Annotated in this window: 9 protein-coding genes; 7 read left to right on the top strand and 2 right to left on the bottom strand. The window is 71.7% G+C overall.

Annotated features, from left to right (window positions below):
- Positions 1-138: 138 nt before the first annotated feature.
- A complete protein-coding gene (locus K7396_RS35585) occupies positions 139-1,515 on the bottom strand; it encodes a helix-turn-helix transcriptional regulator (protein ID WP_086717928.1) in 1,377 nt (458 codons plus the stop codon).
- A 313-nt stretch (positions 1,516-1,828) separates the two neighbouring features.
- Here K7396_RS35585 and K7396_RS35580 point away from each other — a divergent pair, with 313 nt between their 5' ends.
- Complete coding sequence (locus tag K7396_RS35580; protein WP_086717927.1) at positions 1,829-2,380, top strand: hypothetical protein; 552 nt, start codon at positions 1,829-1,831, stop codon at positions 2,378-2,380.
- A 126-nt stretch (positions 2,381-2,506) separates the two neighbouring features.
- On the opposite strand, the gene K7396_RS35575 is transcribed toward K7396_RS35580, so the two are convergent.
- Positions 2,507-4,945, bottom strand: coding sequence for a DEAD/DEAH box helicase (locus K7396_RS35575; RefSeq protein WP_152104918.1), 2,439 nt, complete (start codon positions 4,943-4,945; stop codon positions 2,507-2,509).
- Between the two features lie 182 nt (positions 4,946-5,127).
- On the opposite strand from K7396_RS35575, the gene tap reads away from it, so the two are divergent.
- The 6 genes from tap (at position 5,128) to K7396_RS35545 (ending at position 12,311) form a co-directional block, all read left to right on the top strand.
- Positions 5,128-7,371 carry a telomere-associated protein Tap gene (gene tap, locus K7396_RS35570; protein ID WP_086719807.1) on the top strand — a complete coding sequence of 748 codons (2,244 nt, stop codon included), beginning with the start codon at positions 5,128-5,130 and terminating at the stop codon, positions 7,369-7,371.
- A gap of 14 nt (positions 7,372-7,385) precedes the next feature.
- Positions 7,386-7,943, top strand: a complete 558-nt coding sequence (tpg, locus tag K7396_RS35565; protein ID WP_086719808.1) for a telomere-protecting terminal protein Tpg — start codon at positions 7,386-7,388, stop codon at positions 7,941-7,943.
- A 47-nt stretch (positions 7,944-7,990) separates the two neighbouring features.
- On the top strand, positions 7,991-9,379 hold the full coding sequence (locus K7396_RS35560; RefSeq protein ID WP_086719809.1) for a TniQ family protein: 1,389 nt from the start codon (positions 7,991-7,993) through the stop codon (positions 9,377-9,379).
- A 195-nt stretch (positions 9,380-9,574) separates the two neighbouring features.
- Entirely contained in the window at positions 9,575-10,801 is a 1,227-nt protein-coding gene (locus K7396_RS35555; RefSeq protein WP_223660347.1) for a hypothetical protein, read from the top strand.
- A 151-nt stretch (positions 10,802-10,952) separates the two neighbouring features.
- On the top strand, positions 10,953-11,273 hold the full coding sequence (locus K7396_RS35550) for a hypothetical protein (RefSeq protein WP_086719811.1): 321 nt from the start codon (positions 10,953-10,955) through the stop codon (positions 11,271-11,273).
- Positions 11,274-11,459: 186 nt separating this feature from the next.
- Entirely contained in the window at positions 11,460-12,311 is an 852-nt protein-coding gene (locus K7396_RS35545) for a TnsA-like heteromeric transposase endonuclease subunit (protein WP_152104919.1), read from the top strand.
- Positions 12,312-12,319: the final 8 nt, after the last annotated feature.

Below are 12,319 nucleotides of genomic sequence, written 5' to 3'. Positions count from 1 at the left end.
CGCAGTCGTCGATACCTCGGGACGGGCGAGGCCTTTGGCCCTGGCCTTCCCTGTCAGCCGTGACCGGGCTCCTACACCACCTCGGGGCGGGAGCCACTGTCGATGGCTTCCGCCCCTCCTCCGTGTTCGCTGGAGGTCTCAGCTCTCCGGTTCCCTCGGCACGACACGGGAGAAGAACTCCTTGGCGGCCTGCGCGTCGAGGTGCCCGTTCGTGATCGCGGACCGCCGTAGCGCTTCGCCCGACACCTGAGCGGGAATGCCGAGCTGCTTGTCCGCCTCGCCCATGATTTCGCCGATGTACCACTGGGCCGAGGTCGGGAAGTGCTGGATGAACCAGCTGAGCATCTTCGCCAGGGGCAGCGACAGGATGAGGTCGAAGTCCTTGAGCTCACGGCCCCGGCGTTCGGCGGTGCGGAGCGAGGTGGTGAAGTCTTCCAGGATGGCGTGGCGGAGGGTCGGGCCGAGGGCGTCGGTCGGGATGATCTGCCGGAGGCTGTCGGCGACTTCGAAGGCCAGTTGGTCAGCTACCTCCCGTACGCTCGGCTCGTTGCGGTGGCGCAGGGCCCAGTGCTTGCGGGTGTCGGGGCGCTTCCACAGGAAGCGGAAGAAGGTCTCGCTGAACCGGTCGCGGATCTGGGCCGCCCCCGGAGCGAGATGGTGGCGGTCGCCGGCCGACATGGCCTCCTTCAGCCCTTCGGAGGAGCGGCGTCTGGCTTCGGCCCAGTCTTCGGCGACGGGGCGGGACCACTGGGCGCGGCCGCCGACGGTCGCCTGGGGCAGCGGTACGTCGTTCTCGCCGCGGGAGATGTAGCCCCGCAGGGTGGAGGCCGTGATGCCGCCGAGCGCGGCCATCTCGGGCACGCCGAGCAGCCGGTCTCCGGCGAGTTCGGGACTGGCCAGGTCGACGACGCACTTCTCGAACGGCAGGGGGTCGTCCTGCTTCTGGTGGTGCTGCGCCCACCGGGTCAGGTCATCGGTCCAGTTCTCCGGTTGTGCGGTGGCCGGATCGAAGGTGGCGACCTTGTACAGGTGCGTGCGGGCCGGGTGGGCGTGGCCGTCCAGCATGTCGGCGGCGTGGACGGTGGCGGTGGCGCGTGCCTTGTGGCGTGCGTAGTCCTCGGTGACCGGGTCCCAGATCTGGCCGGGCCGGTACCACGTGTCGCCGTCCCACCAGTAGCCGCCGGCCCGGAACAGCAGCGGGGCTCCTGTCCAGTAGGTGTGCAGGCTGGCGGTGTCCTCGTCGCGGAGCAGGAGGACGGTGCGGCCGTGGTCGGGGTGGTGGCGGACGGCCCAGCCCAGGTGGTGGGCGATCGGGTCGGTGGTGAAGGCCAGCCATCCTCCCTCGTGGGAGGGGTCGCACCGGCCCCACATGCCTTCGCCCTTGTTGCGGCCGACTGCCTCGATGGCGTCCGGGCCGTCGTCGAGCGGCAGATGCGAGTCGTCGACGAACGGCAGGCCCGGAACCGGGTGGTCCGTCCGCAGCCCGTTGGCGAGCGGACGAATGTCGTAGACCAACGTGCTCTCCCCTCTCAACTCAAGTGCTGTACCTAGCTACAGCACTATTGATGTCCAGTAATACACGACTAGCAAACAGAGCAGTACAGCGATTTCGAGACAAGGTTCAGCAGCGGAGGGAGACAGCCGCTGCACCGGGTCGACCTCCCGCCAGCAGCCACTACGCCACGCACACTGCGGTGTTGAGCGGTCCGGCCCACACTGGCCCCGGCTACCAGGGCGCTTCGCCGCACGCGGGTCCCGCAGCCCGCGGAGAGCTCAGAAGTCGCTCAAGACGCCCTTCTCGTGCGGCTGGCCAGGACACGGTGCAGGCATGGACATCGACTGGGGAACGATCCCTGCCTGGGTCAGCGGACTCGGCAGCACCGGCGCGCTGTGGGTCGGCGCTGTCACCCTGCGGCGCGCGCAGGACAAGGAGAGCCGCTCAGAAGCCGACGCAGTGGTCTGCCGTGACGAACGCGGCGACTGCTGCGGGTACGACCTCGCCGCGGCTCACTGGATCGCCAGTGCGGCCAACGGCAGTGAGCGCCCCGTACACCACGTCTTCCTGATCACCTACGACTCAGCGACCGACACCATGGGGGTAAGCCACCTGCTCGCGAACGTGCTGCCCCCCGGCGTCGCCGACCACATCCACCTCCCCGCCCCTCCCCCAGAGTGGTCCCGGCCGGCGGCGGTCATCTTCCGCGACGCCGACCGGACGTGGTGGCTGCGAGACCTCATGGAGCAGAGCCTGTACCGGCAAAGCCCACTCCCCGGTGTCGGCAAGGTCCGGCGCACCCTGCGTCGGCTCGAGAAGGAAGGGCGGCTGACGTTGCCTCAGCAATTGGCGCGCGGCGGCCACGGTCACCACGCACCCTGGTAGTCCCCGGCAACGCGGCCTGGCATGCCTTCCTCGCCGGTGCAGGGCCTCTTGGACCGGCGGGACGGGAAGGCTCATCCAGCAAGCGCGCACGGCTCGGGGACGGACCACTGCGCAGCCTTTCAAGGGCTACACAAGGACGGCCGGAACGGCGTCTTCGGCCGTCCAATCCCCCTCGAACAGGGCGGCGACGAGACGTACGTGGTTGTCGGGGAGCTGGCCCGAGCGGTGCTTGGTGCGGGCCTTGGCGAGCCAGGCGCCGATCTTGACGGTGTCGCCGTCGACGCGGATCGCCTCGCGGGCCGCGGGAATGCGGCCTTCGCGGTGGAGGAAGAGCTCCAGGAGCTGCACGGTCTGCTCGAAGGTGCGGCGGGTGCGGCGGGCGGGGGCGAGCGGGTTCGTCTCGGGGGTCAGGCCGAGGGAGGTCATCAGCTGCTGCTGGCCGGGGTGCAGGGTGTGCCAGGTGGTGAGCTGGCGGTGCAGCCAGGAGCCGATCTTCACACCGGCCAGGAGGGTGTCGCGGGTGAGCGCGGCCGAGTCGGCGCCGTCGGCGAGGTGGGCGCGCAGCAGGTGGTATTTGCGGTGCCAGTCCGCGCCGTGGGGCAGGCGCCAGTCGGCAGCCAGTGCGGTCAGGGCATCAGCGCGGGCCTGATCGAGCGTGTTCTTGGCCGCGAGGTGGCGTTGTTCGGCGAGCCAGGAGCCGACGGCGGTCGTGGCGGGTGCGGCGAGGTGGCCGTGGGTGCGCAGGTAGTCGACGGCGGCAGCCAGGCGGGCGCGCCAGGCGGCGTCGTGCTTGTCCCAGATCATGCCGAGTGCGTCGAGTTCGGCAGTCCAGTCCGGTTCGAGACGGCCGGCGGAGTGGGCGTCGCGCATGGTGGTGATGAAGGTGCCCAGACGATAGCCGGTGGGGTCGGTGTAGTCGGCGGGGACATCGAGATGGCCGTACTGGTCGCGGTAGGACTGGGCGGCGGCGAGCCCGAGGCGGCGGGAGCGGGAGACGGCCGGGTCGCGGGGGTCGAAGGAGGCCAGGTCCATCGCTTGGGCGATGCGTTCGGGGTGGACGGTGAAGTCGAAGTGCCAGCGGCGTTCGATGACGTCGCTGGTCTCCCTGGGTAGGCGGTTGGCCTTGTCGGGCAGGCGCTCGAGGATGCGGTGGTCGTGGCTGGCCAGCGCACAGGCGATCGCCCACACCGGCTCATACGCGGTGCCGAGGATGTTCTCGCTGTCGGCGCCGGGCGGGACGTAGACGGGGACGATGAGGCTGGCGGTCTTGCCGGAGACGTCCAGGCGCAGGGCGCGGCCAAGGGCCTGGACGCAGCGAATCACGCTGCGGGTGGGGTCGGCGAAGACGATGGCATCCACGCTGGGGATGTCGACGCCCTCGGCGATCAGGCGGGAGTTGGCCAGGATCGCGCAGTCGGCGGCGGCGAAGGCCGCGAAAGTGTCGGCGCGCTGGGCGGGGGTGTGCTCGCCATGGGCGAAGAAAAGCTGGGGGGTGATGTCCGGGCACAGGCTGGGGTCGGTCCTGGCCAGCAGACGCAGGGTGTGGGGCAGTTCGCGGGCGAAGCGGCGGGCGTCGGAGACGAGGTTGAAGTAGACCAGCACCTTCTTCAGACCGTGTTCGGTCATGGCGCGCAGGACGGACAGGTGCAGGGCGGTGGTGCGCAGCGCGCTGTCCGGCCCTTCGCCCTCACTGTCGCCGGGAGGGGTGGTGGCGGGGGCGGGAAAGTTCAGGCGGCGGCGCAGGTCGGCGTCGGCGAGCGTGGGCACGACGATGCGGTAGTCCGCTGCGCGACCGTCGGCCACTGCTTGGGCGAGGGGGTATTCGAAGATCTTCTTGCCGTAAACGGCCTCGTTGTCCATGGAGTTGGCGAACGCGTCCAGGTCCGGGCCGGCCGGGCGGGGGCGGAGACGGGGGCGGGTGGTGTCGGCGGACTCGGCCAGCTCGGGGGCGGCGAAGATGCGGGGGGTGGCGGTCATGTAGAGGCGGCGGTCCGCGTGGATGCGCTGGGGGTCGTTGACGATCGCCCACTTCTTGTCGGCCCGGCCGGCGATCCGGTGCGCTTCGTCCATGACGGCCAGGTCGAACGGCGGGACTGCGTACCCCGTCTTCTGGGTTTCCTCGATCTTGTTCAGGGAGTCGTAGGTGCAGATCACCGTCAACGCGGGGATCTGATCCTCCCCCTCCCCCACCACCGACATCAGGCCGCCCAGCGCGTGGGGGGCGCTGGTCGACATGACGCGGGCGGCCACTAGGTCGTCGCGGCCGGCGGCGTCCAGGGAGGAGACGATCACCATGTGTTCCAGGTGGCCGTCGCGGCGCCAGGCCAGCGCCGTCTGGGCCGCCAGGTCCAAGGTGGGCACCACGAACAGCACCAGCCGCGCGCCGAGTGCGTCCGCCACCCGGATCGACACCAGCGTCTTGCCGGTGCCCGTCGCCGCCACGAACAGCCCCCGCGTCCCAGGGCGTCGCAGGTGCCGTGCCAGCCGCTCGACGGCCTCGGCCTGGTCGGGAAAGAGCCGCGCCCGTTCAGGACGGCCGGGCCGCGGCAGTTCGACCACAGTCATACAGCTCTTCCTCAATCCGAAACGGGCGGCAGGACGGGCCGGAGGGGCGGCGAAGCCACCTCCAAGACACCCCCTCCGATCGAGCACCCTACCACCCACGAACGCCATGTGTACGCGAAATGTTTGCTATTCGTACGCGATAAGTACGGTTCATGGGGTAGGGTGGGTGGTGGAGGTGCCCCATGTCCGAGTTGTTCGATGCGGTCGACGCGCTGGTCGCGTCCCGCTCCCCGCTGCCGCCGCCGGCGGAGCGCAAGCGCCTGCGCCAGGCCCACGCGCTCACCCTGGACGAAGTGGCCGCGGCCCTGGACGTGCGGCGGGCGACCGTCAGCGGCTGGGAGTCGGGCAAGAGCGAGCCGCGGCCGCCGGAGCGGGAGGCGTACGCGCGCCTGCTGGGGCAGCTCGCGCAGCTCTACCCCGCCCCTGAGGGCACCGGCGCACCGCAGGAGGACGCCCCGGCAGCAAAGACGTTCAGCGGCCCGGCGCCCACGGCGCAGACTGAGCCCAAAGGCGGGGTACCCAAGGCTGCGGCCAGGGCCACACCCGAGGCGTCCTCGTCTGCTTCCTCCGCCACGGTGGGCGCACAGGCCGCCGCGCCGCGTCCGGCACGCGCCGCCCGGCCGTCGCAGACCTCGCGCCGCCCGGGCGCGCCGAAGGCCGCCCCGGCCCGCACACCCGCGCCCGGGGGTGCGTACGCGCATGGTCCGCTGCTCGTCCTCGACGCCGACGCGCAGCGGAATGTGACCGGGTACGGCATCGGCGGCCTGATCCTGGACGTGCCCGCCAAGTCGCTGACTGCGCTGGTGGAGTGGACGCTGGCCGAAGCGCAGCTGGGGGCGGAGAGGCTGCACGGTTCAGGCAAGGACGCCGACCCGCTGCTGGTGCTCACCGAGGCCGCATGCGAGCGCTACGGCCTGCCCGCCGCACTGTCCGAGGCCGAGCGGCTCGCCGGGCGGCTGGCGGAGGGACACAAGGTCATCAAGCAGCTCCAGCGCGCGGACTGGCAGCTCACCAAGCGAGGGCTGGGGCCGTGGGCGCGGATCTACCGCCCCGCTCAGGGGGGCCGTCGGCAGTGCGTGCAGCTGTGCATCCCGTCCTGGCGCGCCCTGGACACCCGTGCGTGGGGTCATGCCGCGCAGCTGGAGCCGGCGGAGCTGGCCCGGGTGCTGGGCGTGTACGCGCAGCGGGTGATGACCCCGGTCGGCTCTGCGGCCGTCACGGGCCTGCAGCTGATGACCGCGCTCAACCCGCCGACCCGCGCAAGCCAACCGGACGCCGACAGTCGGCGCCACTCCGAGCACCGGCCCGGCTCGCTGGGCACGCAGCCGGTCGACCCCGCGCCGTGCGAGGCGACCGACGGCCACCCCGTCCTGGCCGACCTGCCCCGCTTCCACGTACGCGGCCCCGACGAGAAGCTGTTGGAGGAGGCATACGACTGGGCGCGGGATCTGACCGATGCCGAGTGCATGCAGCGCTACCTGGTCGGCATTGACGTCAATCTCGCCTTCGGCGCGGCGGCGAACGGCGCCGTCGTCGGTCTGGCGTCGCCGCCCGTGCACGTCACCCGCCCGGTCTTCGATGCGGCGGTGCCCGGCTCCTGGCTGGTTGATCTCTCCCACGTCGACCTGTCCCGGGTGAAGGTCGCCAAGCAGTGGCGCGACCTCGATGCCGCGCTGCTGCCCAGCCCGTTCACGCCGAACGGCGAACGCCCGACCGGTCCGGCCTGGTACGCCACGCCCACCGTGGCGTACGCCGTCGAGCTCGGCTACGACGTCGCGCCCGTGGAGGCATGGCTGCGCCGTGAGAGCGGCCGGTTCCTGGACGGCTGGTACAAGCGGCTGCGCGACGCCTACGTCGCCACCATGGCGGATCTCGGCGTCGCGGAGAAGCTCTCCCCGGCCGAGTTCCTGGAGGCGATGGACGGATACAAGAGCCGTGATCCGGAGCTGGGGATCGTCGTGGACGCAGTCAAGATGACCGTGAAGGGCGGGATCGGCAAGCTGCAGGAGAAGGCGCGCGGCGGCGGCTGGAAGCCGGGGAATGCCTGGCCCGCGCTCGCCCGGCCGACGTGGCGCCCGGACATCCGCGCGGCCGTCATCTCCCGGGCCCGGGTCAACATGCACCGCAAGATGCTCTGCCTGGCGGCGGCCACCGGCCGCTACCCGGTCGCGGTCCTGTCGGACTGCGCCGTGTACGCCGCCGACGGCCCCAGCCCGCTGGACGTCCTGCCCTACGACGCCGGCGGCAAGACCGTGCCGGGCTCGTTCCGGCTGGGAGTGTCGCCCGGGATGGTCAAGCACGAGGGCACCCAGAGCGTGCTGTGGGGGGCAGAGGTGCTCGAGCAACTCGCCGACGACAACCGTGTCGCCAACCTCGCCCGCTACATCAAGACCGGCGAAATCAGTTCCAAGGACACCGGAGAGTAGGAGAGCAGGCGGCGATGGTCACGGTCGGGGAGGAACTCGACAAGGCGGTGCAGGGGGCGTTCACGCGACCTGTCCCCAAGTCCGCCGGAGCGCAGATGCGCTACCTGGTCCGGCAGCATCAGCGCAGTACCCGGCGCGTGGCTGAGCTGCTCGGCATCAGCCAGCGCACGGTGGAGCGGTATGTGAGGAACCAGATCAAAAGGCCCCGGCCGGAGCTCGCCGACCGCCTCGAACGCGAAGTCCGCGCACGCTGGCAGCCGCAGATCAGGGCCCGGGCGAAGCAGGCCGCGGCCACCACGAGCGGCATCATGATCGATGTCCAGGCCCGGTTCGGCTACACCGCCGCCGCCGGCAGCACCGACCAGGCCCGCGTGCGTCACCTCACCCTCGCCCTGCCGCCCCGGCACGCCGCCCGACTCCTGGAAGCCCAGGGCGACGGTGTCGACGAGGACGACCTCCGCGAACTCGCCGCCGAGGCGCTGGGCGAGGTCTACTTCCGCGACAGCGGCCGCCGCGCCCACGGCCTTGAAGTGGAACTCAAGGACATCGTCGACCTCGAGTTCAAGCTGTAGCGGGTCAGGGCGCTGGAGAGGATCAGGACAGGGCGTCGGGGAGAGCTGTGACAGCAGGGGTGTTACGGACCGTGCCGCTGGCCGGGGAGCTGACCGCGTCACTGATCGACCGAGTCGCGGACCGCTACGGTCTGCCTGCCGCCGGCGTGCTGCGGCTTTGGACGTGTCGCAACTCCCCCGCCCGGCACGACGGCGGCGGCGTGCGGGCCGACGCGGAGGTCGTCCTCAACGAGGCCGGGCGGGCTGTGCTTGCCGAGCTGTGCGGGGTGGAGCCGACGGTGCTGGCGCGCGCTCTGCCCGCCTTCACCGTGGACGATCCCAAGATCGGTACTGGTCGGGAGGCCGCCGTGGCGCAGGCGCGGTGGCGAGCGGCGGGCGCGGTGGCCGGTCCGGCAGCGTTCGGCTGCCGGTTGTGCACCGCGCGGCGCACAGGGGCGGCGGTGCGGGCGGTGCGGTACGTGCCGCGCTGGCAGCGGGTCTGCGTGCGGCACGGGCGGTGGCTGCTGAGCGCAGATGCGGACCAGCCGCTGGAACACCTCGATCTGGGGAGTGTGCCCGAGGTGGTGGCCGCGCAGCGGCGGTGGCCAGGCGTGGCGCGGCGTGCGGGGCGCGCCGGGGTGGAGCCGGAGCAGGCGTTCCAGCTGGCGCATGCGGTGGTGGCTCGCTGGTGGGAGCAGGCGCTGTACTGGGAGCAGGAGGAGGTCTGGCCATACCGTCTGCACCAGCTGGCGGGCGGCAGCGTCGGCGACGAGTTGGCCAAGTGGCGGATCGTGGGTCGGGACGCGGCGATCTTCCCGGAAGTCGTGGCTGTGGCGGGGGCGCTGCTGGAGCCGGCGATGGCCGAGTTGGCCTGGCGGGCGAGCGGCGGCCTGCGGCCGAGGGCACGGGACACCGGCGACGCGTTCTGCCGGCGACTGGGCGAGCGGGTGGGCCGCGCCTGGCTGGGGCCGCTGCTCGCGGCCGATACCGGCAGTCCGCTGAGCGACTTCACGGGCGCGGTCGTGCGCGCTCGCCGCGGCGAGGCCGGGCCGCCGGGGTGGCGGGAGGATCCGTGGCACGTGAAGCGGGAACAGCAGCCCGCAACGATGGCCGGCCAGCTGCGCATCCTGGCGGCAGAGCAGCAGTCGGGCGGCTCTGGTAGCCGGTGGCGGGCCACGGTGAGCGCCGAACACCGGTGCCACATCACGCAGTTGGTCGACGAGGCCCGGGAGGAGCTGGTGGAGTTGCGCGGCGTGCACAGCGGCACCACCGCCGAGGTGGCCCGCACGCTGCTGGAGCACCTCAGCCGTAGTGCCGCCCTGATCGATCAGGCCATCGTGCACACCGCCGCCGCGGCCGTCACCGCCGGGGTGGCGCTGGAGGAGATCGCCGCGTGGTCGCGCCTGCCCGCCCAGGAACTGGCCGAGATCGTGGCTGCGGACCCGGACGACGGCTGACGCACCCGCCGGCCGGTGGGCCGGGCCCCTGCCGCTGCACGGCGCAGCCTGGCTCCCAGGGGGATCCGGCCGGTTTCGCGCATCCCGGGCCCGGATGCGCGGTGCACGTTCTGGAAAGACCGCCGGTGTCCGGCCACTACGCTGTTGCGGGGGCCGTCGCAGGCGATGGCCGAGGACAGGCGCCGAGGGAGCACGTTGAGCACTCGACCGGGTCAGGCGGCAGCGGGGGCGGACCTTGCCCAGTTGGCGCTCGACTTCCACCACACCCACCAGTTGCTGGACCCTGCCGCGCAGGGGGTGCAGAACTGGGAGGTGCGCATCACCTCGGCCGGTACGCCGGTGGGGAGCCTTTCGGCCGTACGCGGCCTGTACTGGAAGTCCGACAATCTGCGCGAGCGGATGGTCGACGAACAGTCCTTCCCGGCCCTGGTGGCCGCCCAGCTTCTGGACGAGGCCGGCCGGTTTACCTACGAGTTCGAGGAGTTCATCGAGTCGGCCTCCAGTGTCCTCGTCATCGGCCGGCTGCAGGTGGAGGAAGCCTTCGCCGACCCGCTGGTCGTCGCGGGGGTGGTGGCCGCTGTCATCGACCGGCTGACGGACAGCTATTTCGCCGTGGTCCTGCCCGCCAAGAACGCCTGCACAGATGCGGGTTCGGCCCTGCTCGCCGAGGCCGGCACGCTGCTGAGCGCCCAGGAGTTCTCCGACGAACTGCAGATCATCGACAACGCCCTGGCCGCTCCCGAAGAAGCCGCGCAGCGCGTGCGCAGCCGTCTGCATTCCCTCGCCCGCCATGGCGGGCCAGCGGCGTGGGACGAAGACGACGAGGAGGACGAGGGCTGGGACGAGGACGGCGAGGAGGACGAGGAGCTCACCGCGCGGACGGCTGCGGTACTGCGGGTGGCGCTCGAGGAGCTGTCCGAGCACCTCTGGCAGGACGTCGCCGCCGTGGGTGATGCGCCTCTTGGGCGGGGCGAGGGCCGTGTCCTGGGCTTGTTGCCGCCGATCACCTTTCACCAGGATCAGCAGTGGCGGCGGCAGATGGCCCGCTGTTTCGACGACCTGGCCGCCGAACTCGCCGAGACGGGCACCGTCCGCCCGGGCTGCACTGGTGAGGAGATGGCCCTGCATCTGGGCATCGACCGGGCCAAGGCGCTGACGCGGAACCGGCCGCGCCTGGTGGCGGAAACGGTGGAGGGTCTGGGTGCGGACCGCCGTGACTTCGACTGGGACTGGTGCTCGACCGTGCTGTTCGAGGACCACGATGTGCTGATGCTGTTCGACGCCTCCCTGGACGGGATCGAGGACAGCGGCAACGAGATCAACCAGAGCCTCGGACTTGCCAACCTCGCCGCCGCGGACTGGTTCGTGCCCTTCCGTCCCGGCCAGGCCCGCGATCCCGACCGCGGCTTCCGGCATTCCTGACCCCCGGCTCGCCACCAGGCCCCGGGCTGTAGAGGGGCAGCATGCCGCAGGCCGAGCCTTCCGCGGCAGTGCGGTTCTCCGGCTCAGCCGCAGGGGGCCGGGACGGCTACGCTCGGGCTGCTGATGCGACCGGGCGGGGAAGTGGTGGATCGTGGCCAAACGCGATGTGTGGGTACGCATCGGGGAGGACCTGGTGCGTGGCGACACCATTGTGGGCATCAGCGTGAGCGATCCGCCCTACGGCTACGAGGCGTTCAAGATCATGCTGAAGGTCACGGGACACCGCGACCACCTGTGGCTCGACTCCGGTGTCTACGACGACGACCAGGGTGCTGGGCGCGAGCAGGTCAACGCGCTCGCGGATGACTTCGTCGACACGCTCGCGCGCGGTGCGGCGATGCCGTCCGGCGCCCTGATCCGGCTCGGTTCGGACGAGGACGACTCTGCATGGGTGCTGTCGTCTCTGGGATAGCGGCGAAGGGATCCGGGCGCCCAGAACGCACCCTGCGGCCCGGGCGGGAAAGTGCAGAGATATGCACTGACAGCAGCCACCCCCAGGAGGCATCCTGGCCCTCGCGCGGTCCAACCGGCCTCTCCGGCAGCACAGTTGACGGTTACCGGCTGGTTCGCCTGCGCGGCGTGGCCGGTATGACGTTGTGTGGAGTACGTGATCTTCGACAGCAGCCAGGACAGCGCCCAGTCCGGCTTACCCGCCGTCGCGCCCAGGGCCTGCCGGGTGCCGGAGCCGGGCGCGGTGGAGGCGGAGTTCGCCGGGTCGGACGGCACGCTGATGCAGCGCCGCTGGACGCAGGCCGCCGTCGCGGTGCGTTTCGAACAGCTCCAGCCGGTCGCTGCGTTCCCGGTGGTGCCCGGTCGGCGATGGGGGCCGGGCTGGTGGTGGTCGGCCACCACCGCCCGGCACGTCATGCACGGCTCGCAGGCGATGTGCACGCAGCTGATGGTCCTGGACCGCGATCCGCGTGTGGTGGGCCTGTCGGCTCGGCCGGTGCGGCTGATCTGGCGCGATCCGGGCAGCGGGCGGACGCTGACCTGGGTGCCGCAGCTGTTCGCCCGCTACACCCAGGGCAGCGCCCTGCTCGCCGATTGCCCCGCCGCGGCGGCGCCCGCGGCAGGCCGTGCGGCGCGGGCGGCCGCGGTGCTTGCAGCGGCGTGTGCGGCGGTGGGGTTCACCTACCGGCGCCTGGTGCCGCCGGACAAGGTGGTGGCGGCGAATGTGCGGTGGCTGGCCGGCTACCGCCATCCCCGCCACCGCGACGCCGGCGGACTTGAGCAGGCGGTGCTGGAGGCGTTCACCGAACCGCGGCCGCTGATGGCCGGGGCCGCGGCGGCGGGCGAAGTCCTGACTGCGCTGCCGGTGCTTTACCACGCGCTGTGGAGCGGGCGGCTGACCGCGGACCTGACCCGGCCGCTGGGCGAGCACACCCTCGTCTGCCCCGGCCCGTCCGATCCGGGCGCAGGCGGCAGCGAACGGGAGCAGCAGGCACGTTGAGCAACGAA

This window comes from Streptomyces angustmyceticus (genome assembly GCF_019933235.1).
In the GTDB taxonomy this organism is placed as follows: Bacteria; Actinomycetota; Actinomycetes; order Streptomycetales; family Streptomycetaceae; genus Streptomyces; species Streptomyces angustmyceticus.
This window is presented reverse-complemented; position numbering and strand designations above follow the sequence as displayed.